The organism is Pseudomonas sp. HR1 (assembly GCF_030175875.1).
In the GTDB taxonomy this organism is placed as follows: domain Bacteria; phylum Pseudomonadota; class Gammaproteobacteria; order Pseudomonadales; family Pseudomonadaceae; genus Chryseomonas; species Chryseomonas oryzihabitans.
Window position 1 is genome coordinate 856356 of the sequence record NZ_JASNRF010000001.1, and the last position, 24235, is coordinate 880590.

Sequence of the window (24235 nt, forward strand, 5' to 3'; positions counted from 1 at the left end):
GACTGGGCGATGGCCAAACCACGGCTTTGTGAAGCCGCTGGCAAAGCATCGTCGCGAATAAAAAAGCGTGGCACTCAAATCCCTGTGCCACGCTGCCACCGATCGGACGGTAGTTCAAATACAGGCCTGATGGTTCAGGCAGGTCAGCCAAGCGGCGGGTGTTCTGTGCGACACTCCCGCAAGAGGCAGGTTTTCGGCGTGCAGAGGGATCACCCCGGGCGCGCCCGATGCTCCGGCCATAGTGCTGCAGGTTAGGCCCTGGCACCTGGAGCCGGCCCAACCGAAACGGACAGCTGTTATGCAGGAACAGACAATCGACCCGACGCAGAGCGTGGTGGCGGATGCCCCCGTCCCGCCCGCCGGGCCGCTGGTATCCCAGCTCGGCACCTTCGCCCATGGCCAGGTGTGGCCGCCGCACGTGCACGATCAGGCGCACCTGATGTACACGGTCAACGGCGTGCTGGAGGTCACCACCCACGAAGGGGTCTGGTACGTGCCGCCCAAGCAGGCGATCTGGATCCCGCCGCGCATCGAGCACCAGGCGCGGGCCAATGGCGAAGCCACTCTGCAGGTGGTGATCATCGCCCTGCCGAGCGGCCTGCCCTGCCCCCAGGCAGCCACCCGCATGGTGCTCATCTCGCCGCTGCTGCGCGAATTGCTGCGCTGCCTGAGACGCGGCGGCGCCGCCTACGGCGAAGCCGAGCTGGGCAGTCACGTACGGGCGCTGATGCTGGCGGAACTGGTGTTTCTCGAAGAGACCGCGCTGCATCTGCCGGCGCTGGCCGACCGGCGGCTGCGTGCCATCCAGACCAGCCTGCACGCCGATCCCGCCGACGACACGGCACTGGCGACCTGGGCGCAGCAGCTGCACCTCTGCTCGCGCAGCCTGGCCCGGCTGTTTCTCAAGGAGACCGGCACCAGCTTTTCCACCTGGCGCCAGCACACCCGGCTGATGCTGGCCCTGCCGCGGCTGGCCGCCGGCGAACCGGTGACCCGGGTGGCCCTGGATCTGGGCTATGCCTCGCCGTCGGCCTTTACCCGGATGTTTCGCCGGGTGCTGGGGGTCTCGCCGAGCGAGTACCTCGACGCCCAGGGCTGACGTCAGCCGCTCAGGGCCCGCCGACGGCGAAGTTGGGCAGGCTGTCCACCGCCTGGGCGAAGCGGAAGGGAATGGATTCGACCGCCTCGCCGGTGTTGCGCTGGACCACGAAGTGCAGGTGGGGCCCGGTGCTGCGCCCGGTGTTGCCCGAAGACGCCAGCGGCTGGCCAGGGCGCACCCACTGGCCTTCGGCGACCTTGATCGAACCGCGCTGCAGGTGCAGGTAGACGCTCATGGTGCCGTCGTCGTGGAGGATGCGCACGAAGTTGCCGGAGGGGTGGTTGCCGCGCCCGTCCTGATCGTTCTCCACCTCCACCACCTGGCCGGCGCGCGAGACCACGATGGGCGTGCCCTCGGGCATGGCGATGTCCACCGCATAGCGACTCTTGGGCGTGTTGTGGCTGAAGCCGCCACCGGCGCCCTGGCTGACGTTGAAGGGACCGCCCAGCCAGGGCAGCGGATAGGCGAAACCGGAGGCGAAGACCGGGGTAGCGCTGCCCATCAGGGTGGTGAGCTGCGGGGTATAGCGCTGCGGACGGCCCGGATCGGGTGCGATCAGGGTCGCCAGGCGCGTCAGGCTGCGCGCCGGCAGCACCTTGCGGATGGGCGCCTCGCCCACCCCGCTGACGTTCTGCAGCGCCGAGAGGCGCAGGGTGACGGTCACCGGCAGGAAGCTATCGTTGCGCACCTCCAGCACCGTGCCGCCGGCATAGTGCCGCGGCTGCAGCTTGACCCGCTGATCGAGCCGCTCGATGGGATCGTCGCTGAAGGTCATCACCTTGGCGCCCTTCTGCGCCTTGTCGGTGTAGGTGACCACGCCGTTGGCATCGACGTACTTGTAGATGGGCGCCGCCAGGGCGGGACCTGAGAAGGCGAGCGACAGCAGCAGCAGGCGACAGGCGAGGGGCATGGGCAGGGCGTCAGAAATCCGCGGTGTCTCAGCGCGAAGCAGTCTCCGTGCCAGGCCCTTCATCGCGCCGCCCTGCCCTAGGCGCCCGGCACGTAGTGCCGCTGGGCGGTGCCCTTGGCGATCAGTCGCGACAGGTAGTCGAGCTTGGCCGGGTCCCGGTCGATGAAGCGGAAGTTGACCTGCACCCACTCGCTGGCCGGCGTCGCTTCCACCGCGCTGAGAGAATGCAGATAGCCATTGAGGCGCGCCACGTCATTGCCGTCTTCGCCCTGCTCCAGGTCGAGCACGGCGGTTTCCAGGATCTGCGGCAGTGGATCGCCACGGCGCACCACCAGCAGGGCTTCCTTGATGCTGATGGCCTTGATCAGACAGGCCATGCTGGCGTTGGGCAGGCGCAGCTGGCCCTGACCGAAGTTGGCGGCGGGCTTGCCACGGGTGGGTGGCGGCGGCGCGCTGCCGGTGAGCAGGGCGGCACTGGAGGCGGCGGCCGGCGCCGCGACCGGTGCGGCGGTGGGCTGGACCACGTCGCTGCGGCCGGCGGTCAGGGCGCCGAGGGAATCATTGGCGAAGCCGGTGGCCGGGCGCGGCTGGGCGCCGGCCTGCAACTCGGCGAGCTTGCCGGTGCGCTGCAGGGCCTTCTTGACCTTGGCCGCCAGCTGTTCGTTGGAGAACGGCTTGCCCATGTAGTCGGACACGCCGGCCTGGATGGCCTGGACGACGTTTTCCTTGTCGCCGCGGCTGGTGACCATGATGAAGGGCACGCCCTTGTGGTCCGGCTGGGCGCGAAACCAGCTCAGCAGTTCCAGACCGGTCATGCCGGGCATTTCCCAGTCGCAGAGGATGAGGTCGAAGCGCTGCTTGCCGAGCATCGTCTGGGCGCGGCGACCATCGGCCGCCTCGTCCACCGTCAGCCCGGGAAACAGGTTGCGCAGGCCCTTCTTGATCAGATCGCGAATGAAGGGCGCGTCATCCACCACCAGTACGTTCAACTTGCTCATCGGTCACTCCATGCCAAGTCTTCCAGCATAGCAGGCGGGTTCGGCACGCCACCCGGGGAGTGACCGGGCGGATCATTCGCGCGACCGATTGACCTCTTCGGCCATGCGCTTGAGGCCCATGTGCCGTACGTCGGTACCCTGCACCAGGTAGATCACCAGTTCGGCGATGTTGCGCGCATGGTCGCCGACCCGCTCCAGGGAGCGCAGCACCCAGATGATGCTCAGCACCCGCGAGATGGAGCGCGGGTCTTCCATCATGTAGGTGGCCAGTTCGCGCAGGGCGGACTTGTATTCGCGGTCGATCAGCTTGTCGTACTGGGCCACCGAGAGGGCCAGTTCGGCGTCGAAACGGGCGAAGGCGTCCAGCGCCTGGTGGACCATCTTGCGCACCTGCTCGCCGATGTGGCGGACCTCGACGTAGCCGCGCGGGGCCTCGCCGTCCTCGGTCAGCTCGATGGCGCGACGGGCGATCTTGGAGGCCTCGTCGCCGATGCGCTCCAGGTCGATCACCGACTTGGAGATGCTGATGATCAGGCGCAGGTCGGAGGCCGCGGGCTGACGGCGAGCGAGGATGCGCAGGCATTCCTCGTCGATGCCGCGCTCCATGATGTCGATCTGGTCGTCGATGGTGCGCACCTGGCGCGCCAGCCCGGCATCGGCGTCGATCACCGCGCGCACGGCGTCGCTGACCTGCTTTTCCACCAGACCGCCCATGGCCAGCAGGTGGCTGCGGACCTCTTCCAGTTCGACGTTGTATTGCTGGGAGATGTGCTGCGTGTGGCCTTCTTTGTTGATCATGCTGTCAGTCCTGCCTGAGAGGAGCGAGTCGCCGGGTGGGGCACCGGCCTGCCTGGAACTAGCCGTAGCGGCCGGTGATGTAGTCTTCGGTCTGCCGCTTCGCCGGGTTGGTGAAGAGGGTGTCGGTGTCGCCGTGTTCGACCAGCTGGCCCATGTACATGAAGGCGGTGTAGTCGGAGACCCGCGCCGCCTGCTGCATGTTGTGGGTGACGATGACGATGGTGTAGCGCTGTTTCAGTTCGTGGATCAGCTCCTCCACCTTGAGGGTGGAAATGGGGTCCAGCGCCGAACAGGGTTCGTCGAGCAGGAGCACATCGGGCTGCACGGCGATGGTGCGGGCGATCACCAGACGCTGCTGCTGACCGCCGGAAAGGCCCAGGGCCGACTCGTGCAGGCGGTCCTTGACCTCGTCCCACAGCGCCGCGCCGTGCAGCGCCCATTCCACCGCCTCGTCGAGCACCCGCTTCTGCTTGATACCCTGGATGCGCAGGCCGTAGACCACGTTCTCGTAGATACTCTTGGGAAAGGGATTGGGCTTCTGGAACACCATGCCCACGCGCCGCCGCAACTCGGCGATCTCGGTGCCGCGGGCATAGATGTTCTGGCCGTCGAGCAGGATCTCGCCGTCGATGCGGCAATCTTCCACCAGGTCGTTCATGCGATTGAAGCAGCGCAGCAGGGTCGACTTGCCACAGCCGCTGGGGCCGATGAAGGCAGTGACCCGCTGCCGCGGGATCTCCAGGGCGATGTCGTGCAGGGCCTGCTTCTTGCCGTAGAACAGATTGAGCCGCGGCACCGACAGGGCCACGCCACCTTCGTTCGCCGCAGGCTGGGCGCTGGCCGCGTAGGCGGCGGCGGTTCTGAAGATGGAGGAATCGGAAGGCATGGGGTCTCCTCGGCCGCGGGCGCTAGTCTTCCAGCAGCCGGTACTTTTCGCGCAGCCGGTTGCGCAGGAACACGGCGGACAGGTTCAGCCCGGCGATCACCAGCACCAGCAGCAGCGCGGTGGCATAGACCAGCGGGCGGGCGGCTTCCACGTTGGGGCTCTGGAAGCCGACGTCATAGATGTGGAAGCCCAGGTGCATGATCTTCTGATCCAGGTGCAGATAGGGGTAGTTGCCGTCCAGCGGCAGCGAGGGCGCCAGCTTGACCACCCCCACCAGCATCAGCGGCGCCACCTCGCCGGCGGCGCGGGCCACGGCCAGGATCAGCCCGGTCATCATCGCCGGACTGGCCAGCGGCAGCACCACCTTCCACAGCGTCTCGGCCTGGGTCGCGCCCAGCGCCAGGGAGCCCTCGCGGATGCTGCGGGGAATGCGCGCCAGGCCCTCTTCGGTGGCGACGATCACCACCGGCATGGCGAGGATCGCCAGGGTCAGCGAAGCCCACAGCAGCCCCGGGGTGCCAAAGGTCGGCGTGGGCAGGCTGGCCTGGAAGAACAGCTGATCCAGGGAGCCCCCCAGCACATAGACGAAGAAGCCCAGGCCAAAGACGCCATAGACGATGGCCGGCACCCCGGCGAGGTTGTTGACCGCGATGCGGATGGTGCGGGTCAGCGGCCCCTGGCGGGCGTATTCGCGCAGGTAGATGGCGGCGATGACGCCGAAGGGGGTGACGATCACCGCCATCAGCAGGGTCATCATCACGGTGCCGAAGATGGCCGGGAAGACGCCGCCCTCGGTGTTCGCCTCGCGCGGATCGGCGCTGAGGAATTCCCACAGCTTGCTGCCATAGAAGCCGAGCTTGGCGCCCAGGCCCATGGCGTTGGGCTGGTAGGCGCGCACGATGCGCGACAGATTGAGTTCCAGGGTGCGGCCCTCGACGTCGCGCAGCACCACGCTGTCGCGGCGGCGCTCCTGGCGCAGGCTGGCCAGTTGGTCTTCCAGGTCGCCATAACGGGCTTCGAGCTCGGCGCGGCGGGCGGCGAGATCGGCCTGGGCGGTGGCGTCGAGACGACCGTCCAGTTCCAGGCCGCGGCCCTCCAGGCGCAGGCGCTCCAGGGCATGGTTGACGCTGCCGATGTCCTGCTTTTCCAGGCGCTCCAGCTGGTCGCTCAGGTCGCGGGTGCGCAGCAGGCGGCGCTGCAGCTCGGGCACGGCCGTGGCGCCCTTGGCCACCTGGCGTCCCGCTTCGCGCACCTCCAGCGCATAGCCGTAGAAGTTGCCCCATTCACGGCGCTCCAGCACCAGGGCATCGGCCGGGGTCTGGCGATCTTTTAGCCAGTCGCCGACCAGCCAGACGAAGTCGCTGCCATAGAGGTCGCGATTGCCCAGCTTGAAGAGTTCGCGGGTCAGGGTTTCGCCGCTGTCCGCCGGCAGGGTCACTCCGGCGCTGCGCAGCCGCTCGGCCGGTATCGTTTCCTGGTCCACCACCTGGCCGAGCACCAGGCGCGCTTCCAGGCCCGGCGGCGTGTAGCGCGCCTGCACCACCTCGGCCGGCCAGAAGTGCGCCAGGCCGCGCACGGCGAGGATGCCGATCAGCCCCAGGGTCATGAGCACGGCGATGGCCACGGCGCCGGCGCTGAGCCAGACCCCGGGGGCGCCGCCGCGCAGCCAGCCGCCCAGGAAGCGCCGCGGCCGGGCGCCCTGCCCCGGCGGCGCGCCAGCGCTAGAGGGCCGCATATTTTTTCCTCAGCCGCTGGCGGATCAGTTCGGCCAGGGTGTTCATCAGGAAGGTGAAGCTGAGCAGCACCAGCGCGGCCAGGAACAGCAGGCGGTAATGGGTGCCGCCCACCTCGGATTCGGGCATCTCCACGGCGATGTTGGCCGCCAGGGTGCGCATGCCCTCGAACAGGTTGGCATCCATGATCGGGGTGTTGCCGGTGGCCATGAGCACGATCATGGTCTCGCCGACGGCGCGGCCCAGGCCGATCATCAGCGCCGAGAAGATCCCCGGGCTGGCGGTGAGCAGCACCACCCGCACCAGGGTCTGCCAGGGGGTGGCGCCCAGCGCCAGGGAGCCCAGGGTCAGGCTGCGCGGCACGCTGTAGATGGCGTCTTCGGCGATGGAGAAGATGTTGGGGATGACCGCGAAGCCCATGGCCAGGCCGATGATCAGGGCGTTGCGCTGGTCGTAGGCGATACCCAGGGTCTGGCTCAGCCAGAGGCGCAGGTCGCCGGCGAACAGCAGCCCCTCCAGCCAGGGACTGAGCCACAGCGCCAGGGCGGTGGTCAGCAGCACCACCGGCAACAGCAGCAGGCTTTCCCAGCCTTCCGGGAGGCGCTCGCGCAGCGTCAGCGGCAGGCGCGACCAGCCAAAGCCCGCGGCGAGGATGGCCAGCGGCAGGAGCAGCAGCAGGCTGAACAGCCCCGGCAGGTGATTTTCCACGAAGGGCGCGAGGAACAGCCCGGCGAAGAAGCCGAGGATCACCGTGGGCAGGGCCTCCATCAGCTCGATGACCGGCTTGACCGTGCGCCTCATGCGCGGCGCCATGAAGTAGGCGGTATAGACCGCCGCGGCGATGGCCAGGGGCGCGGCGAACAGCATGGCGTAGAAGGCCGCCTTGAGGGTGCCGAAGGTCAGCGGCGCCAGGCTCAGCTTGGGTTCGAAGTCCGCGGTGGCGGCGCTGGACTGCCAGACCCGCGCCGGCGCCTCGTAATTCTCGTACCAGACCTTGCCCCAGAGCGCCGACCAGGAGACTTCCGGGTGCGGATTGTCCAGGCGGAAGCCGAGCAGCCGGCCATTTTCCTCCAGCAGCAGCTGATCGGCACGCGGCGACAACGCCAGTACGCCGCCAGCGGGGGCGATCCGCTCGCGCAACAGGGTACGCCCGGCGGTGCTGTGGAAGACCCCCAGTTCGCCCGTGGCATCCAGCGCCACGAAGCCCTTGCGGCGCTGCTCCGGCACCAGCTGGACGATGGGCGCGGTGCCCAGCTGGAAGCTGCGGATATGTCTTAGCACCGGCTCGCCGTCCTGGCCGCGGACCATGAACCACTGGCCGATGCCGCCCTTGGCGGTACCCACCAGCAGGGACACGCCGCCCAGCAGCTGGGCGCTGGCGGTGACCTCGTCGTCGGCCGCGTCGAGCAGCTTGTAGTGGCCGTTGAGACTGCCGTCGCGGAGGTCGAAGACATCCGCCTGGGCACGGCCGTTGAGGGCATAGAGCCAGTGCCCGCGAGGGTCGAGGTAGAGCGCCTTGGCCGCGGTGTTGAGCGGTCCGAGGGAGAGCGAGGTACGCACGGGAGCGGCCGCGCCACCGGTCACCGGCGCCGCCAGCCCGGTCAGGCGCAGGGCGGTCACCCGGTTGCCCTGGGCACCGGCCAGCACCAGCAGATCCTCGTCACCGGCGATGGCGACCCGTTCCAGGGCGCTACGGGAGGCGCCCAGGTCCAGCGGCTCGCGCCCGTAGGGAAAGTCCAGTTCCGGGGTGATGACCCGGTTGCCCTGGGGATAGCGCGAGACATAGCGCTTGTGCGCCACCAGCACGCGACCATCGGACAGGCCCAGGGCGATCAGCCCGCGCGGGGCGTCCTGGGCCTGGCTGCTGATGGTGACGCCGGGCGGCAGCGGCAGGCGCTCGCGCATGACCGGCTGGCCGTCGGCCAGGGTGAAGAAGGTGGCCTCGCCAGCCTGGGACAGATGCAGGCCGAGACGATCCTGCTCGTCGATGCCCAGCAGCAACGGTGCCCCGGCGGCCGCCAGCCAGTCGGGCTGGGGCAACGGCTGGGCCTCGAGGCTGGCGCCGCGAAGCAGCGGCAGCACCACATAGGCCAAATAGAAGAAGATCAGGGTGATGGTGGCCAGCACGGCCAGGCCACCGGCCAGTACCGCACCCCGTATCAGGCGATCCTGCAGGGCCCGCCAGCGCCGCCGCCGGCGCAGTGCAGGCGTGTTGAAGTCCAGCCGAGCGGGGCCGCGAGGATCGGGCGGGGACGGGGGTACCGGGGATATCATGGCGCAGAGCCTAATCACGTCGTGTGACAGAAAGGTTACAGCGAATGGACGGCCCGAGGCGCTACGCCCGGGACGGGCGCAGGGCGCCAGGCGCTCAGTAGCCCAGGGTCTTCAGGGCCTGCTGCACCACCGCCGCCGGCAGGGGGATGTAGCCGTCCTTGACCACGGCTTCCTGGCCGCTGCGCGAGAGGATCAGCCGCAGGAATTCCCCCTCCAGGGGATTGAGCGGACGATTGGGCGCCTTGTTCACATAGACGTAGAGATAGCGCGCCAGGGGATAGCGCCCGGACAGGGTGTTCGCCTGGTTGTCCTCGACGAAATCGGTGGTGCCCTGGCGTGCCAGCGCCAGGGTGTGGACGCTGGCGGTCTGGTAGCCGATGCCCGAGTAGCCGATGCCCCCCAGGGACTGGCTGATGGCCTGGACCACCGAGGCCGAGCCAGGCTGTTCGTTGACGTTGGCGCGGAAGTCGCCACGGCACAGCGCCGCTTCCTTGAAGTAGCCGTAGGTGCCCGACACCGAATTGCGGCCGAATCTCTGGATCGGCCGCCTGGCCCAGTCGCCGGTCAGGCCCAGGTCGCCCCAGGTCTTGAGTTCGTGCGGACCGCCACAGAGCCGGGTGCTGGAAAAGATCGCGTCGACCTGCTCCAGGGTCAGCTGGCGCAGCGGATTGTCCTTGTTGACGAAGATCGCCAGGGCATCGATGGCCACCGGCACCGCGGTGGGCGGGTAGCCGAAGCGCTGCTCGAAGGCCTGCAGCTCGGCGTCCTTCATCTTGCGACTCATGGGGCCGATGCCGGCGGTGCCTTCGGTGAGCGCCGGCGGCGCCGTGGACGAGCCGGCCGCCTGGATCTGGATATTGAGGTTGGGATACTCGCGCTTGTAGCTCTCGGCCCAAAGGGTCATCAGGTTGGCCAGGGTGTCGGAGCCCACGCTCGACAGATTGCCGGAGATCCCGCTCACCTTCTGGTAGGCGGGGATGGCCGGGTCGACGCCCTCGGCCCAAGCGGTCGTGCCACCGAGCGCCAGGGCGAGCGCCACAGCGGTCAGCGGACCTTTGATGTCCATGCCGGATTCCTCGCGGGGATGGGAGACGGGCCTGGGCCGGCGACGCTCAGGCGCAAGCCGGCACTCGAGGCTCTGTACGAAAGATTGCCGAGCGAAGGTCAGGCAAGGCGAAAATCAGTGAGGAAGCGGACCGAGCTCGCGAACGAGTTTACGAGGGGTAAATGAGCATTCCGAGCTGATTTTCAACGCAGCATCACCGAGCGCAGGCATTTTTCGTACAGAGCCTAGGCGCGCATTGTGACGGATTTATGAGCGAGTGCCAGCCGAGGCGGCAGGTTCGACTAGGCTGCAAGAGGGCCGGCGCTGCACCCCCCTGGCGCACGCCCGGTCTCCGGCCCCGCCACGACCGCCCAGGCACGCGGCCCGCGCGGACCGGACTGTCATTTGCATAGCTAAGCATTCATCTCAGTGCAGAGGAACGCACCATGGCCCAGGCTCTTCCGACGTCCTCCTCCCGCGCCGACGCGGCCCCCGCCAGCACGGTCGCCACGCCCTCGCGGGCCAAGCTGATCGCCGCGGCCAGTCTCGGCAACGGCCTGGAGATGTTCGACTTCACCGTCTTCAGCTTTTTCGCCGCCATCATCGGCCAGCTGTATTTCCCTTCGGATACGCCCTACGGCTCCCTGCTGATGGCGGTTGGCGTCTTTGGCGTCGGCTTCGTCATGCGCCCCCTGGGCAGCATGGTGCTGGGTGCCTATGCCGACCGCCACGGGCGCAAGCAGGCCATGCTGCTGACCATTTCGCTGATGGGCCTGGGCAGCGCCCTGATCGCCTTCACCCCGACCCACGCCCAGATCGGCATCGCCGCGCCGCTGATCCTGCTGCTGGGGCGCCTGCTGCAGGGCTTTTCCGCCGGCGGCGAGATCGGCGCCGCCACCACCCTGCTACTGGAATCGGCCAGCCCCGGCCGGCGCGGCTTCCATGTCAGCTGGCAGGTGATCAGCCAGGGCGGCAGCGCCCTGCTCGGCGCCGGTCTGGGCGCCCTGCTCACCCGCAGCCTGTCCGAGGCCGAGCTGCATGCCTGGGGCTGGCGCATCCCCTTCCTGGTCGGCTTGCTCATCATCCCGGTCGGCCTCTATATCCGCCGCCAGGTGGACGAGACCTGGAGCGGCGCCGGCACGGTCGAGGGCGGCCCGGTGCGCGCCTTTCTGCGCGAGCATCCGCGGCGCTTCGGCCTGGGCCTGCTGATCGTGATGTCGGCGACCCTGCTGACCTATCTGATGCAGTTCTACATGCCCACCTACATGACCCGCATCGTCGGCCTGCCGGCCACCAGCGCCTACCTGGCCGGGGTGGCCTCCAGCGCCGTGCAGATGGCCGCCGCCCTGGCCGCCGGGCTGCTGCTGGATCGCTTCGGTCGCTACAAGCCGGTGGCCCTGGTCAGCCTGGCGGTGGCCCTGCTGGGCATCTACCCGGCCTTCGTCTGGCTGAATGATCCCACCACCCAGGGCCTGGCCTTTGCCGCCCGCTTCGTGGTGATCACCGCCATGAGCGTCAACATGACCGCCGGACTGCTGCTGATCCTCGCCGGCCTGCCGCGGCCGGTGCGCGCCACCGGCCTCGCCATGACCTACGCCCTGGCGGTGACCCTGTTCGGCGGCACCGCCCAGTTCATCGCCACCTGGCTGATCGGCGCCACCGGCAGCCCGCTCGCCCCGGCCTGGTACCTGATCGGCATGCTGCTGATAGGATGGCTGGCACTGCTGAGCTATCCCGAACGCCACCTGGATTGAGAGAGATCGCCATGAGCCTTGCCACCGCTGCGGATCAAGACGCCACCGCCCGTCATATCGCCGGCTACCTGCCGGACATGGTCGCCCTGCGCCGCGACATCCACCGCCATCCCGAACTGGGTTACCAGGAACAGCGCACCAGCGACCTGGTGGCCGCCGCCCTCGCCGGCTGGGGCTACGAGGTCCATCGCGGCCTGGGCGGCACCGGGGTGGTCGGCACCCTGCGCGCCGGCAGCGGCAGCAAGGTGCTGGGTATCCGCGCCGACATGGACGCCCTGCCGATCCTGGAGACCACCGGCCTCGATTACGCCAGCCAGCACCCGGGCCGCATGCACGCCTGCGGTCACGACGGCCACACCACCACCCTGCTCACCGCCGCCCGCTGCCTGGCCGAGACCCGCGCCTTCGACGGCACCCTGCACCTGATCTTCCAGCCGGCCGAGGAAGGCCTGGGCGGCGCCCTGAAGATGATGCAGGACGGCCTCTTCGAGCTGTTTCCCTGCGACCAGGTGTTCGGTCTGCACAACATGCCCGGCGTGCCCACCGGCAAGTTCTGCTTCGTCGACGGCGCCGCCATGGCCTCGTCCGACACCGCCCTCCTGCGCATCCGCGGCCAGGGCGGCCACGGCGCGGTACCGGACAAGGCGGTCGATCCCATCGTCGCCAGCGCGGCCACGGTGATGGCGCTGCAGACCGTGGTCTCGCGCAACGTGGCGCCGCTGGACACCGCGGTGATCACCGTGGGCAGCATCCACGGCGGCGAGGCCTCCAACGTCATTCCCGATGCGGTGGAGATGAAGCTCACCATCCGCGCCTTCCAGGACAGCACCCGCGACCTGCTGGAGCAGCGCATCGGCGCCCTGGTGCGCGCCCAGGCGGAAAGCTTCGGCGCCACCGCCGAGCTGGACTATCAGCGGGGTTATCCGGTGCTGGTCAACCACGACGGCCCCACCGCCTTCGCCCGCCAGGTGGCAATCGAGCACTTTGGCGCCGAGGCCCTGCACCCCTTCGCGCCCATCCCGGCCAGCGAGGACTTCGCCTACATGCTGCAGCAGGTGCCCGGTTGCTACCTGTTCGTCGGCAACGGGCCCAGCGCCAACCTGCACAACCCGGCCTACGACTTCAACGACGCCCTGCTGCCGGTGGGCGCGCGCTACTGGGTCAAGCTGACCGAGGCCTTCCTCACCGCCTGAGGCCCCGCCCCGCCGGCCCCCTCACCTGGGGTGCCGGCGACGGATTCTTCACGCGCGGGCCGCTAGACTGCCCGGTCATCGTTCTGCCACAGAGAGATCGCCATGCGTCGTCTTCCGCGCCTGGGCTGGCGCTGGGCGTCGCCGTGCTGGCCGCCGGCTTCGCCTATCCGGCCTGGCGGCATTTCCATCCGGTCAGTGCGGCCGAGGGCTGGCGCTACCGGGAAGTCGCCGCCGACATCCCCATGGTCAGCGCCCTGGCCCTGGACGCCGATGGCAGCCTGTTCGTGACCCAGGAATTTTCCAGTCGCCGCGGCAGCCTGCTGCGGCTGCTGCCCAATGGCGAGCGCCAGCCGGTATTGGGCGAGCTGTCCAAGCCGGATGGCCTGGTGATGTTCCAGGGCGGCCTGGTGGTCAGCCAGGAAGGCGGACCGCTGCCGGTGTTTCTCCTGCGCGACGGCCAGCGCCAGGCCCTGTTCGACGGCAACGACGTCGAGGGCGTCGCCACCGATGGCCAGACCCTCTATGCCATCGAGGACCTGCCGCGCGGTCGCCTGCTCAGCTACGACCCGCTGCAGCGTCGCCTGGCGGTGCTGCGCGACGGCCTGGAAGAAGGCGAAGGGGTGGCCCGCTGCCCGGATGGCCGGCTGTTCTATACCGAAAAGGCCAAGGGCTGGGTCAAGCAGTGGCAGCCCGGGGGGACCGATACCCTGGTCGCCGCGGGTCTCGACGCGCCGGGCTTCGTGCAGTGTTCGGCCGACGGCCTGTGGATCACCGAAGACGCCACCCACGGCGCCCGGGTGCTGCTGGTGCAGCCCGATGGCCGTCTGGTCACGGTGCTCTCGCACCTGCGCTCGGCGCAGACCCTGATCCCGCGCGGCGACGGTCATTACCTGGTCGCCGAGCAGGGGCGCAACCGCATCCTGGAATTCTCGCGAGACGCCGGAGCCGCTCGCTAGGGCGAGCGGCTCCGGGGACTTCAGGGCAGGCGATACACCAGGCAGGGATTGCCGTTGAGGCGGCGCCCCAGCACCGGGGTGAGGTCGGCCAGCGGGGTGCCCGCCAGCAATTCGCGGTCGTCGCGGGCGAGGATGACCCAGGCGCCGGACGGCAGGTGCGCCAGGTCCGCGACCTGCGGCCGGGCGATGAAGATCGGCTGTTCGTCGTGGTCCAGGTTCATCATGTAGCGGATCGCCCAGCTGTCCTGGCCGAGGCCGAAGAACACCAGGGGACCCGGCTGCTGCTGGCGCAGACCTTCCACCTGCTGGACGAAGCCGCGGGTGTCGTACTGCAGGTCCTGGGCCGGCTCCACCACCGTGACCAGCATCAGCCACTGGGCGGCCAGCGCCAGGGCGCTCAGCGTCAGCAGGCGGCGACTGCCGTCCAGCCGGCGCCAGCTGACCAGGGCGGCGATCTGCAGCAGGACGAAGGCCGGCACCAGCAGCGCCAGGGAGACATCCGGCCAGTAGCCGTGGCGCTGCCAGAGGTGACGACAGACCAGCATGGCCACCAGCGCCAGCCCGGGCAGCGCCAGCACCAGCGCGGTGTAGACCGGCGCGATGCGGCGGAACCAGCCCTCGGCGCGCAGGAGGCCATGGGCGGCGATGGCGGCCAGGAAGGGCACCATGGGCACCACATAGTAGGCGCGCTTGAAGTGCGGGATGGACAACCCGACCAGGATCAGCAGACCGCTGCCGGCGAGGCCCAGCAGCAGCCGGCGCTGGGCGGTGTGCGGCCAGGCCAGCAGGCGGCGGCGCTCGGCCACCAGCACCAGCAGCGCCAGCGGCAGCACCGGCAGATAGCGATAGAGCCCCAGCTGCAGATAGAACCAGAACGGCTTGCCGCTCTCGTCCAGCCGGCCGGTGACCTGCATGTGCCAGACCTCGGCGGCGAAATCCGCCCCACCCTCGTGGTGGGCGAGCTGGATCAGCGTCCACCAGCCGAGGGCGAGCAGCGCCAGACCGGCCAGACCGTAGCCGAACAGCCGTTGCAGGGCGAGGGTGCGCCGGGCCGGTTCGCCCCAGGCCACCACCAGCCAGTAGAGGCAGACCACGCCGCAGGGCTCGATGAGGCCCAGCGGACCACGGATGGCGAAGCCCAGGGCGAACAGCGGCAGCACCAGCAGGCGGCGCAGCGGGCGACCGTCACGGTCGGCGCTGTAGAGCAGGTAGAAGCAGAGCAGCACCACCAGGGCGACCAGCTGATCCAGGCAGACCGCGCGGGCCTTTTCCAGCCACTGCGGGGTCAGGGCCACCAGCAGCACCGTGAGCAGCGCCCAGGCGCGGCGGGTATCGGCCAGCAGGCGATAGGTCAGCGCCAGCACCGCGGCCGAGGCCAGGGCGGTGGGCAGCACGTTGGCCAGGTGATTGGGCGCGCCGATCACCCGCGCGGCCAGCCAGCTCAGCCAGGTGGCGGTGCCGGGATAGTCCGGATAGGGCTGGCCGTAGGTGGTGGCGAAAAAGGACGGGCCATGGCGAAACATCTCGCCGAGAAAGACCGCCCAGCGACCGTCGAAGCCCTGGGGCGCCTGGTTCCAGATGCCGAGGGTGAACATCAGGGTGGCGATTACCCCGAGCAGCAGGCTTTCGCGGCGCAGGCGACTGGCCGCCGGCAGCGCGGCCAGGGGCGCGCTGCGTGGGGTCAGGGGCATGGGCGAGACCATCAGGCGGCGTCCACACGGCGGGTGACCTGGGGACCGCCCAGGGCGGCGCCACGGCCGATGGCGAAGTACTCGATACCGCGACGCTCCATGCGCTCGGGATCGAACAGGTTGCGCCCGTCGAAGATCAGCGGCTGATTGAGCTGGCGGGCGATCAGATCGAAGTCCGGCGCCTTGAACTGCTGCCACTCGGTGCAGATGACCAGGGCATCGGCGCCGGCCAGGGCGGCCTCGGGGGTGCCCATCAGCGCCAGACGCTCGTCGTGGCCATAGAGGCGCTGGGCCTCGGCCATGGCCACCGGGTCGAAGGCGCGCACCTTGGCGCCGGCCGCCCAGAGGGCCTCCATCAGCACCCGGCTGGGCGCATCGCGCATGTCGTCGGTGTTGGGTTTGAAGGCCAGTCCCCAGAGGGCGAAGGTACGGCCGCGCAGGTCACCGTCGAAGTAGGTGTTGATGCGCTCGAACAGCTTGGTCTTCTGGCGCACGTTGATGGCTTCCACGGCGCGCAGCAGGTCCAGCTCCACGGCGTTTTCCTCGCCGGTGCGGATCAGCGCCTGCAGGTCCTTGGGGAAGCAGGAGCCGCCGTAGCCGCAGCCTGGGTAGATGAAGTGGTGGCCGATGCGCGGATCGGCGCCGATGGCCTGGCGCACCGCCTCGATGTCGGCGCCGACGTGCTCGGCCAGTTCGGCGATCTGGTTGATGAAGCTGATCTTGACCGCCAGCAGGCTGTTGGCGGCGTACTTGGCCAGCTCGGCGCTGCGCAGGTCCATGCACTGGATGCGGTCATGGTTGCGGTTGAAGGGTGCATAGAGTTCGCGCATCACGTCGCGGGCCACCGGCGAGTCGGTGCCCACCACGATGCGATCGGGCTTCTTGCAGTCGGCGATGGCGGCGCCTTCCTTGAGGAATTCCGGGTTGGAGACCACCTCCACGTGCAGGGTGCGGCCCTCTTCGGCGAGCACCTCGTGGATCAGCGCGCGGACGCGGTCGCCGGTGCCCACCGGCACGGTGGACTTGTTCACCACCAAGAGCGGATCGCGGGAGACCGGCTGGCCGATCAGCGGCTCGCGGCGCAGGCGGGCGATGGTCTCGGCCACGGCGAAGACGGCGGACAGATCGGCCGAGCCATCGGCGGCCGGCGGGGTGCCCACGGCGATGAACTGCACGGCGCCATGGGCCACGGCCTCGGCGGCCTCGTGGGTGAACACCAGGCGGCCGGCGGCCAGGTTGCTGCGCACCAGCTCTTCCAGACCCGGCTCATAGAGGGTCACCTCGCCGCGCTTGAGCTTGTCGATCTTGGCGCGGTCGATGTCCATGCACACCACCTGGTGGCCGACTTCCGCCAGCACGGCGGCCTGCACCAGACCCACGTAGCCGATGCCGAAAACGCTGATGTTCATAGGGTATTCCTCAGGGTGGGAGCGGCGCTGGCGCGGGGCCCGCCGACGAGGGCGACGCCGGCCACGACCAGCGCGACGCCCAGGGTTTTCCAGGGGGTGAAGGATTCGGCGGCGCCTGGCAGCCAGGCCGCGCCGAGGTGGACGAAGACGTAGGAGAGGCCGAGCGCCGCATAGGCGCGACCCAGCGGCAGGCGCGCCAGGGCGGCCAGCCAGGCCAGCAGCGACAGGCCGTAGCAGAGGATGCCCAGGGCCAGCAGCAGCCCGGCCGTACTCAGCAGCGCCGCGGGCGCGCCGACCCAGCTGGCCATGGCCGGCAGCCGCACCAGCGCCGCGCGCAAGGCGAGTTGCGCCAGGGTGGTGAGCAGGATGCTCAGGCCGAGGGGCAGCAGGCCGTTCATAGCTGGCCGCCCAGCAGTGCGGCACCGACGACGATGCACAGGCAGCCACACCAGGCGCGGGCGTCCACCACCTCGCCGAACACCAGGCGCGCCAGCAGGGTCACCGCCAGGGTGTTGAGCGACAGCAGGGGATAGGCGACGCCCACCGGCACCCGCTGCAGCACCGCGCACCAGACCAGCAGGGCCAGGCCCAGGCAGACCAGGGCGCCCCACAGCCAGGGCGAGCGCAGTCGCGCGGCCAGGGCATTGCCGGCGGCCACCGCGCGCTTCTGGCCCAGTTGGCCGGCGCTGGTGAGGCCGATCACCACGGCGATCAGCAGGCCGTCGAGGGCGGTCATGGCGTCGGCCTCGGATAGACCAGCAGCACCAGGCGCTCGCTGGCGATGCTCTCGCCCGGCTCGGGCAGACTGTCCAGCAGCTGGCGATCGCTGGGGCCGTCGACCCGCAAGAGGATGGCCACCGGACCCTGGTCGCGATGGGCGGCGAGCCAGGCGGCCAGGTCGCGCTCTTCGATCAGCCGGCCGCTGGCCGGCTCGCGGGCGAAGCCGTACTTGAGTTCGCCCGGACCGCCCACCAGCACCACGTCATCGCGGTGGGTGGCCCAGGCCAGGCTGGCGGCCACGCCGAGGTCGTTGCTGACCAGCAGGCCGGCATTCTTGAAGTGGCCGAGCTGGGCCTGGATGAAGGTGCTCGGCAGCTTGTTGTCGACCAGGCCGTTGGGCAGGGCGATGGACAGCAGCGGCAGCAGCACCCAGAGCGCCAGGGCCGGCGCCAGCAGGGTGCGCCGCGGCCAGACCAGCGCGGCCAGACCGGCCAGCAGCAGCGCCAGGGGCGCCAGCAGGGCCAGGGCGCGGGTCAGGCCTTCGCCGCTCTCATAGAGGCGACCGCCATAGATCAGCAGGGCGGCAAGGCCGGCCAGGCCCAGCAGCAGATTGCACAGGCCGTTCAGCCGCAGGGCACCGGTGGCGCCGCGCCGGCCCGCCTCCTGCAGGGTGCGCGCCAGCAGCGGCACCAGGGCGGCCAGGGTCGGCAGCAGGTAGGTCGGCAGCTTGCCGCGGCTGAGGCTGAAGAACAGCAGCTGGCCGACCACGGCGATGCCGAGGAAGGCGGTGCCGCGGTGACGCCGGTCCTGCCAGAGCTGGCCCAGGGTACGCGGCAGCAGGCCGGCCCAGGGCAGGATGGCCAGCAGCAGCACCGGGCCATAGAACCAGAACGGCCGCTCATGCTGGGCATCCTGGCCGGCGAAACGCTGGATATGCTCGTGCCAGAAGAAGAAATTCCAGAAATCCGCATCGCGCCGGGCCACCAGCAGCGCCCAGGGGGCCACCACCAGGATCGCCACCAGCACCGCCAGGGGACCGCGGCAGAGCAACTCGCCCAGGCGCCGCTGCAGGAGGAAGAAGGGCACGGCCACCAGCACCGGCAGCACCAGGGCGAGAAAGCCCTTGGTCAGCAGGCCGCAGCCACAGGCCAGCCCCAGCAGCGCCCATTGCACCAGGGCCGCGCCGCGGGTCTCGGCGGCCTGGGCCTGCCAGAGTGCGAGCAGCGCCAGGGCCATCCAGAAGGCGAACTGGGCGTCGAGGGTCACGTAGGTGGCCAGCCCCGCCACGGCCACGCAGGAGAGATAGACCACCCCGGCTAGCAGCGCCAGCGGGCGATCCTGCCAGATCAGCCGGGTCAGGCGCACCACCAGGGCGGCGGTGGCGAGACTGGCCAGCAGTGGCACCAGGCGCACGCTGAACAGCGAGTCACCGACCCAGGCCTGGGCGATGGCCTGGGTCCAGTAGCCGCCGATGGGTTTCTCGAAATAGGGCAGGCCGAGGAAGTGCGGCACCACCCAGTCGCCACGCCGCCAGAGTTCCTGGGCGATCTGCGCATAGCGCGACTCGTCCGGAATCCACAGGCCGCGCCAGGCCAGCGGCAGGGCATAGGCCAGCAGCGCCAGCGGCAGCAGCATCCACAGGCGACGCCGACTCATGCCTGCACGCCCAGCCAGCCCTGGCGGCCGGCCAGGCTGCCACGCACCAGATTGCCCGCGGGCAACTGGCGCGGATCGGCCGGCAGGCGATCGCCCAGGGTCAGGAACAGGATGCCCTCCTCCCGCGCGGCCTTGAGCAGGGCGCGGAAGTCATTGGCGAAGGCGATGCCTTCCACCTCGGCGTGCAGGGTGTAGACGTTGAGCGCCCCCGGACGGAAGCGCTTGAGCAGATAGCTGTTCCAGTCGGCGGCAGGAAGGTCGGGGCCGACCACCTCATCGAAGGTCGGCATGTCTACCGGGATCTGAGGAGTGCCCAAAGCTCCACTTTCCAACCGAGGAACGAAGAGGCTTCTGCCGCGGCAATCGCTGTTGTAGCGGAGGCCGAAGGCCTCCTTGGCCAGCACCACGCGCGGATCGGCGCGCCAGCCGGCGGCGGCGGAACAGTCGACCTTGGCGCCGAGGATGTCTTCCAGAGCCTGCAGGCCACGGCCGAATTCGGCGCCCAGGCGCTCCAGGTTCCAGCTTCCGGTATGGGCTTGCCAGGCGTGGTGATCCCAGGCGTGCAAGCCGACCTCGTGGCCGCGGGCGCGGGTCTCGCGCATCAGGTGACCGAGGTCGCGACCGATGGGCCGACCCGGCCAGGCGGTGCCGGCCAGCAGGATGTCCCAGCCATAGAGGCTGGCGGCCTTGGATCTGAGCATCTTCCACAGGAAGGTGGGCTTCACCAGGCGCCAGAGGTGGCGCCCCATGTTGTCCGGCCCGACGCTGAAGAAGAAGGTGGCCTTGACCCCGGCTTCGTCCAGCAGGTCGAGCAGCCGCGGTACCCCTTCGCGGGTGCCGCGATAGGTGTCCACGTCGATGCGCAGGCTGGCCGGGATCAGGGTGTTCATCAGGCCTCCCGCTGCGCCAGGGCTTCGCGCAGGAAGAAGTCCAGCGTCTTGCCGACGGTGGCGGCCATGGCGGTGGTCGGCTGCCAGTCGATCAGGCGGCGGGCGTTCTCCACGCTGGGCTTGCGGTGGGCCACGTCCTGGTAGCCGTCGCCATAGAAGCTCTTGCTCTCCACCTCGCGGAAGCCGGCGAAGGGCGGGAATTCATGGCGCAGCGGATGGGCCTCGAACTGGGCCAGCAGCTCTTCGGCCAGTTCGCGGATGCTCGCTTCGTTGTCCGGGTTGCCGATGTTGACGATCTGGCCGTCGCAGCGACCGCCCCTGTTCTCGATGATGCGGAACAGCGCCTCGATGCCGTCGTCGACGTCGGTGAAGCAGCGCTTCTGGGCGCCCCCGTCGACCAGCTTGATGGGGGTGCCTTCCACCAGGTTGAGGATCAGCTGGGTGATGGCGCGGGAGCTGCCGATGCGCGCCGAGTCCAGGCGATCCAGGCGCGGGCCCATCCAGTTGAACGGACGGAACAGGGTGAATTTCAGGCCCTTGGCGCCGTAGGCCCAGATGACCCGGTCGAGCAGCTGCTTGGAGACCGAATAGATCCAGCGCTGCTTGTTGATCGGGCCGACCACCAGGTTGGAGCGGTCTTCGTCGAAGCGCTCGTCCTGGCACATGCCGTACACCTCGGAGGTGGACGGGAAGATCACGCGCTTGCCGTACTTCACGCAGTGGCGAACGATCTTGAGGTTTTCCTCGAAGTCCAGTTCGAACACGCGCAAGGGATTGCGGGTGTATTCGATGGGCGTGGCGATGGCCACCAGCGGCAGCACCACGTCGCACTTCTTGATGTGGTATTCCAGCCACTCGGTGTGGATGGAGATGTCGCCTTCCACATAGTGGAAATTCGGATTGGCCTTGAGCCGCTCGATGGCATCGGAGCCGATGTCGAGGCCATAGACCTCGTACTCGCCGTCGGCCAGCAGGCGCTCGGAGAGGTGGTTGCCGATGAAGCCGTTGACGCCCAGGATCAGTACCCGGGTGCGACGCTTGGCGCGGCGATCCTGGCGATGCAGGCGGGCACCGGCCACCAGGCCGGCTTCGCGGGCCAGTTGCGGGCCGGACAGGTACAGGCCGTTGTCACCCAGTTGGCCGGCCTGGATTTCCAGCACGCCCTCACCACAGGCGATACGCAGCGGCTCCAGGCTCAGCACGCTGCCGGGAGTCTGGTCATGGCGTTCCTGGCGGGCCTGGGCGCTCCAGACGATCAGCTTGCGGTCACCGATCCAGCCGAAGGCGCCCGGATAGGGTTGGGTCACGGCGCGCACCAGGTTGCCCAGTTCCACGGCCGGACGGCTCCACTCCAGCTCGCCATCGGCGGCGCTGCGGCGGCCGAAGGTGGTGGCCTGGCTTTCGTCCTGCTCGCGCTCGGTCAGCCGGCCTTCGGCCAGGGCCGGCAGGCTGTCGCGCAGGAGCGTCTGGCTGGCTTCGCGCAGCTTGGCGTGCAGGGTCAGGGCGGTGTCGTCGGCGGCGATGGCGACGCGCTGCTGGGCGACGATGGCGCCGGCGTCGGCGCGCTTGACCATGCGGTGCAGGGTCACACCAGTCTCGGTCTCGCCATTGACCAGCACCCAGTTGGCCGGGGCGCGACCGCGATAGCGCGGCAGCAGCGAGCCGTGCAGGTTGTAGGCGCCGCGCTTGGCGCAGGCCAGCACCTCTTCAGAAAGCAGGTTGCGGTAATAGAAGGAGAAGATGAAATCCGGTTCCAGGGCGCGGATGCGCTCGACCCAGATCGGGTGGTTGACGTCTTCCGGCGCGTGCACCGGGATGCCGTGGCGGGCGCAGAGCTGGGCCACCGAACCGAAGAAGCGGTTCTCGCTCGGGTCATCCGGGTGGGTGAAGACGGCGGCGATGGGATAGCCGGCCTGGATCAGCGCGGCGAGGCCGGCGCAGCCGATGTCGTGGTAGGCGAAGACGATGGCGGTTTTCATCAGGGGCTTTCCTGTTACTGGACCTGGCGCAGCGGCGCCGGCGAAGGAGAAAGGGTGGCGGCGCGGATCACTTGTTCCACGTGGAACCGGGGTCGGGCACGGACGTCGTGGTACACCCGGCCGAGGTACTCGCCGAGCAGACCGAGGCCGACGAACTGGGCGCCGGTAAAGATGAACAGCACGGCGAACAGCGAGAACACGCCATCGGCCGCCCACTCGGCGCCGTGGGTGACGCGCAGCACCAGCAGCAGCGCGGCGAAGAGGAAGCCGAAGACCGCCAGGCCGCCGCCGAACAGGCTGAGCATGCGCAGCGGGGTGGTGGTCATGCAGGTCAGCAGGTCGAACATCAGGTTGATCAGCTTGAGGAAGCCGTACTTGGAATTCCCGTGTTCGCGCTCGGCGTGGGCCACCTCGATCTCGGTGGTGTGGCGGGCGAAGCTGTTCGCCAGGATCGGGATGAAGGTGCTGCGCTCGTGGCAGGCCAGCATCGACTGCACCACCTGGCGGCGATAGGCGCGCAGCATGCAGCCGTAGTCGCGCATGGCGACGCCGGTGGAGCGCTGCACGGCGCGATTGATCAGCCGCGACGGCAGGGTGCGCAGGTAGGAATCCTGGCGCTGCTGGCGCACGGTGCCCACCACGTCGTAGCCCTGGGCGGCGGTGTGCACCAGGCGCGGGATCTCTTCCGGCGGATTCTGCAGATCGGCGTCCAGGGTGATGATCAGATCGCCGCGGGCCTGCTCGAAGCCGGCAAGGATCGCCGAGTGCTGGCCGTAGTTGCGATTGAGCAGCACCGCCACGACCGGGCTGTCCGGCTCGCTGGCGGCCTGCTGCAGGAGTTCGGCGCTGCGGTCGCGACTGCCGTCGTCGACCAGGATGATCTCCACCTGGCAATCCAGCAGGCGGCAGGCGGCGCGGGTGCGGCGCAGGAGTTCCGGCAGGCTGGCTTCTTCGTTGTAGACGGGGATCACCACGGATACCCGGTCGATGGCATAGGGCTTCATGCGCCTTTCTCCAGCAGGTCTTCGATGGCGCCGACCACGCGGTCGACGTCGGCGAGGGTCATGTCGGGAAACAGCGGGATGGAGCACAGCCGTGCCGAATTCCATTCGCTGTTGGGCAGCGCCAGCTCGGGCCAGCGCTCGCGGTACCAGGGATGCAGGTGGGTGGCGGTGAAATGGATGCCGGTGCCGATGCCGCGCGCCTTGAGGCCGGCCATGAAGGCTTCGCGCTCCATCCCGCACCGCTCGGGGCAGATGCGCAGGATGTAGAGGTGCCAGGCGTGGGTCTGGGCGTAGTCGGGCAGCGCCAGGGGCGCGACCGGCAGCTGGGCCAGGCGCTGGGTGTAGGCCTGGGCCAGCAGGCGGCGGCGGCTGTTGATGTCGCCCAGGCGATCCAGCTGCACCAGCGCCAGGGCCGCGTGGATGTCCGAGAGGTTGTACTTGAAGCCGGGCTCCTGCACCTGGGCCTGGGGCTTGCGGCCCAGGGTGTGACGGTCGAAGGCATCCACCGCCAGGCCGTGGAATTTCAGTCGGCGTACCCGCTCGGCCAGGGTGGCGTCGTCGGTCACCAGCATGCCGCCTTCGGCGCAGGTCAGATTCTTGATGGCGTGAAAGCTGAAGATGGCGGTGCCGCGCTGGCCGATGGGCTCGCCCTGGTAGCGGGTACCGGCGGCGTGGGCGGCGTCTTCGATCAGTGCCACGCCGTGCTCGCGGGCCAGGGCGCGCAGCGGGGCCAGGTCGCAGCTGGCGCCGGCGTAGTGCACCGGCACGATGGCCTTGGTGCGCGGGGTGATGGCGGCGGCCACCTGCTCGGCGGAGACCATCAGGGTGTCGCGGTCGACGTCGACGAACACCGGGGTGGCGCCGATCAGGGTGATCATGTTGGCGGTGGAGACCCAGGTCAGCGAGGGGGTGATCACCTCGTCACCGGGGCCGATGTCCAGTGCCAGCAGGGTCACGTGCATGGCGGCGGTGGCCGAGCACAGGGCCACGGCGTGGGCGGCGCCCACCGAATCGGCGAAGCGCTCTTCCAGCAGGTTGGCCTGGGGCCCGGTGGTGATCCAGCCCGAGGTCAGCACCTGGCTCACCGCGGCCACTTCCTCGGCGCCGATGCTGGGCCGGGAAAACGGCAGGAAGGGCTCGTCCAGCTGGCGCGGGGCGGTGCTCTGGGACAGATCGGTCATGGCGGCTCATCCGAAGCGAGGGGCGCCGGGACAGGACAGCCGACGCGATGAGCCCAGGC

General features: G+C 69.3%; 20 protein-coding genes. 4 read left to right on the forward strand and 16 right to left on the reverse strand.

Features of this window, described 5'->3' with window-relative positions:
• Positions 1–298 precede the first annotated feature (298 nt).
• A complete protein-coding gene (locus tag QKY98_RS03895; protein ID WP_284670356.1) occupies positions 299–1099 on the forward strand; it encodes a helix-turn-helix domain-containing protein in 801 nt (266 codons plus the stop codon).
• 10 nt (positions 1100–1109) lie between these two features.
• Here QKY98_RS03895 and QKY98_RS03900 read toward each other — a convergent pair whose 3' ends face one another.
• From QKY98_RS03900 to QKY98_RS03930, 7 genes are all read right to left on the reverse strand, one after another.
• Positions 1110–2009 carry a peptidoglycan DD-metalloendopeptidase family protein gene (locus tag QKY98_RS03900; protein WP_042135184.1) on the reverse strand — a complete coding sequence of 300 codons (900 nt, stop codon included), beginning with the start codon at positions 2007–2009 and terminating at the stop codon, positions 1110–1112.
• 77 nt (positions 2010–2086) lie between these two features.
• Positions 2087–3007 carry a response regulator gene (locus QKY98_RS03905; RefSeq protein ID WP_074583463.1) on the reverse strand — a complete coding sequence of 307 codons (921 nt, stop codon included), beginning with the start codon at positions 3005–3007 and terminating at the stop codon, positions 2087–2089.
• A 72-nt stretch (positions 3008–3079) separates the two neighbouring features.
• Positions 3080–3805, reverse strand: coding sequence for a phosphate signaling complex protein PhoU (gene phoU / locus QKY98_RS03910; RefSeq protein ID WP_007161478.1), 726 nt, complete (start codon positions 3803–3805; stop codon positions 3080–3082).
• Positions 3806–3863: 58 nt separating this feature from the next.
• Positions 3864–4691, reverse strand: a complete 828-nt coding sequence (pstB, locus tag QKY98_RS03915) for a phosphate ABC transporter ATP-binding protein PstB (protein ID WP_027598089.1) — start codon at positions 4689–4691, stop codon at positions 3864–3866.
• Positions 4692–4713: 22 nt separating this feature from the next.
• The gene (gene pstA, locus QKY98_RS03920) at positions 4714–6426 is read right to left on the reverse strand and encodes a phosphate ABC transporter permease PstA (RefSeq protein WP_284670357.1); all 1713 of its coding nucleotides are present in this window, start codon (positions 6424–6426) and stop codon (positions 4714–4716) included.
• A complete protein-coding gene (locus QKY98_RS03925; protein WP_284670358.1) occupies positions 6413–8698 on the reverse strand; it encodes an ABC transporter permease subunit in 2286 nt (761 codons plus the stop codon). The genes pstA and QKY98_RS03925 overlap by 14 nt, the downstream gene beginning before the upstream one ends.
• Positions 8699–8792: 94 nt before the next feature.
• Positions 8793–9764 (reverse strand): PstS family phosphate ABC transporter substrate-binding protein, encoded by a 972-nt coding sequence (locus QKY98_RS03930; protein WP_108581563.1) that lies wholly within the window; start codon positions 9762–9764, stop codon positions 8793–8795.
• 425 nt (positions 9765–10189) lie between these two features.
• On the opposite strand from QKY98_RS03930, the gene QKY98_RS03935 reads away from it, so the two are divergent.
• The 3 genes from QKY98_RS03935 to QKY98_RS03945 all read left to right on the forward strand — a co-directional run bounded on the left by QKY98_RS03935 (position 10190) and on the right by QKY98_RS03945 (position 13646).
• The gene (locus QKY98_RS03935) at positions 10190–11497 is read left to right on the forward strand and encodes an MFS transporter (RefSeq protein WP_044341164.1); all 1308 of its coding nucleotides are present in this window, start codon (positions 10190–10192) and stop codon (positions 11495–11497) included.
• 11 nt (positions 11498–11508) lie between these two features.
• Positions 11509–12690 carry a M20 aminoacylase family protein gene (locus QKY98_RS03940; protein ID WP_074583461.1) on the forward strand — a complete coding sequence of 394 codons (1182 nt, stop codon included), beginning with the start codon at positions 11509–11511 and terminating at the stop codon, positions 12688–12690.
• 143 nt (positions 12691–12833) lie between these two features.
• The gene (locus QKY98_RS03945; protein ID WP_284670359.1) at positions 12834–13646 is read left to right on the forward strand and encodes an SMP-30/gluconolactonase/LRE family protein; all 813 of its coding nucleotides are present in this window, start codon (positions 12834–12836) and stop codon (positions 13644–13646) included.
• 20 nt (positions 13647–13666) lie between these two features.
• Here QKY98_RS03945 and QKY98_RS03950 read toward each other — a convergent pair whose 3' ends face one another.
• The 9 genes from QKY98_RS03950 to arnB are packed head-to-tail and all read right to left on the reverse strand — an operon-like array spanning position 13667 to position 24140.
• Complete coding sequence (locus QKY98_RS03950) at positions 13667–15349, reverse strand: glycosyltransferase family 39 protein (RefSeq protein WP_284670360.1); 1683 nt, start codon at positions 15347–15349, stop codon at positions 13667–13669.
• Positions 15349–16746 (reverse strand): UDP-glucose dehydrogenase family protein, encoded by a 1398-nt coding sequence (locus tag QKY98_RS03955; RefSeq protein WP_027598081.1) that lies wholly within the window; start codon positions 16744–16746, stop codon positions 15349–15351. The genes QKY98_RS03950 and QKY98_RS03955 overlap by 1 nt, the downstream gene beginning before the upstream one ends.
• Entirely contained in the window at positions 16743–17144 is a 402-nt protein-coding gene (gene arnF / locus QKY98_RS03960) for a 4-amino-4-deoxy-L-arabinose-phosphoundecaprenol flippase subunit ArnF (RefSeq protein WP_093253176.1), read from the reverse strand. The genes QKY98_RS03955 and arnF overlap by 4 nt, the downstream gene beginning before the upstream one ends.
• The gene (locus QKY98_RS03965) at positions 17141–17482 is read right to left on the reverse strand and encodes an EamA family transporter (protein ID WP_144961191.1); all 342 of its coding nucleotides are present in this window, start codon (positions 17480–17482) and stop codon (positions 17141–17143) included. The genes arnF and QKY98_RS03965 overlap by 4 nt, the downstream gene beginning before the upstream one ends.
• Positions 17479–19122 (reverse strand): lipid IV(A) 4-amino-4-deoxy-L-arabinosyltransferase, encoded by a 1644-nt coding sequence (arnT, locus tag QKY98_RS03970; protein ID WP_284670361.1) that lies wholly within the window; start codon positions 19120–19122, stop codon positions 17479–17481. Before arnT ends, QKY98_RS03965 begins: the two co-directional genes overlap by 4 nt.
• On the reverse strand, positions 19119–20000 hold the full coding sequence (gene arnD / locus QKY98_RS03975) for a 4-deoxy-4-formamido-L-arabinose-phosphoundecaprenol deformylase (protein ID WP_284670582.1): 882 nt from the start codon (positions 19998–20000) through the stop codon (positions 19119–19121). The genes arnT and arnD overlap by 4 nt, the downstream gene beginning before the upstream one ends.
• An 11-nt stretch (positions 20001–20011) precedes the next feature.
• Complete coding sequence (arnA, locus tag QKY98_RS03980; protein ID WP_502945076.1) at positions 20012–21991, reverse strand: bifunctional UDP-4-amino-4-deoxy-L-arabinose formyltransferase/UDP-glucuronic acid oxidase ArnA; 1980 nt, start codon at positions 21989–21991, stop codon at positions 20012–20014.
• Positions 21992–22005: 14 nt separating this feature from the next.
• Complete coding sequence (arnC, locus tag QKY98_RS03985) at positions 22006–22995, reverse strand: undecaprenyl-phosphate 4-deoxy-4-formamido-L-arabinose transferase (RefSeq protein WP_284670362.1); 990 nt, start codon at positions 22993–22995, stop codon at positions 22006–22008.
• Positions 22992–24140, reverse strand: a complete 1149-nt coding sequence (gene arnB, locus QKY98_RS03990) for a UDP-4-amino-4-deoxy-L-arabinose aminotransferase (protein WP_027600401.1) — start codon at positions 24138–24140, stop codon at positions 22992–22994. The genes arnC and arnB overlap by 4 nt, the downstream gene beginning before the upstream one ends.
• Positions 24141–24235 lie beyond the last annotated feature (95 nt).

Coding starts and splice junctions, on each gene's coding strand:
- QKY98_RS03895 (WP_284670356.1), top strand. CDS start 299: ATGCAGGAACAGACAATCGACCCGACGCAGAGCGTGGTGGCGGATGCC.
- QKY98_RS03900 (WP_042135184.1), bottom strand. CDS start 2,009: ATGCCCCTCGCCTGTCGCCTGCTGCTGCTGTCGCTCGCCTTCTCAGGT.
- QKY98_RS03905 (WP_074583463.1), bottom strand. CDS start 3,007: ATGAGCAAGTTGAACGTACTGGTGGTGGATGACGCGCCCTTCATTCGC.
- phoU (WP_007161478.1), bottom strand. CDS start 3,805: ATGATCAACAAAGAAGGCCACACGCAGCACATCTCCCAGCAATACAAC.
- pstB (WP_027598089.1), bottom strand. CDS start 4,691: ATGCCTTCCGATTCCTCCATCTTCAGAACCGCCGCCGCCTACGCGGCC.
- pstA (WP_284670357.1), bottom strand. CDS start 6,426: ATGCGGCCCTCTAGCGCTGGCGCGCCGCCGGGGCAGGGCGCCCGGCCG.
- QKY98_RS03925 (WP_284670358.1), bottom strand. CDS start 8,698: ATGATATCCCCGGTACCCCCGTCCCCGCCCGATCCTCGCGGCCCCGCT.
- QKY98_RS03930 (WP_108581563.1), bottom strand. CDS start 9,764: ATGGACATCAAAGGTCCGCTGACCGCTGTGGCGCTCGCCCTGGCGCTC.
- QKY98_RS03935 (WP_044341164.1), top strand. CDS start 10,190: ATGGCCCAGGCTCTTCCGACGTCCTCCTCCCGCGCCGACGCGGCCCCC.
- QKY98_RS03940 (WP_074583461.1), top strand. CDS start 11,509: ATGAGCCTTGCCACCGCTGCGGATCAAGACGCCACCGCCCGTCATATC.
- QKY98_RS03950 (WP_284670360.1), bottom strand. CDS start 15,349: ATGGTCTCGCCCATGCCCCTGACCCCACGCAGCGCGCCCCTGGCCGCG.
- QKY98_RS03955 (WP_027598081.1), bottom strand. CDS start 16,746: ATGAACATCAGCGTTTTCGGCATCGGCTACGTGGGTCTGGTGCAGGCC.
- arnF (WP_093253176.1), bottom strand. CDS start 17,144: ATGAACGGCCTGCTGCCCCTCGGCCTGAGCATCCTGCTCACCACCCTG.
- QKY98_RS03965 (WP_144961191.1), bottom strand. CDS start 17,482: ATGACCGCCCTCGACGGCCTGCTGATCGCCGTGGTGATCGGCCTCACC.
- arnT (WP_284670361.1), bottom strand. CDS start 19,122: ATGAGTCGGCGTCGCCTGTGGATGCTGCTGCCGCTGGCGCTGCTGGCC.
- arnA (WP_502945076.1), bottom strand. CDS start 21,991: ATGAAAACCGCCATCGTCTTCGCCTACCACGACATCGGCTGCGCCGGC.
- arnC (WP_284670362.1), bottom strand. CDS start 22,995: ATGAAGCCCTATGCCATCGACCGGGTATCCGTGGTGATCCCCGTCTAC.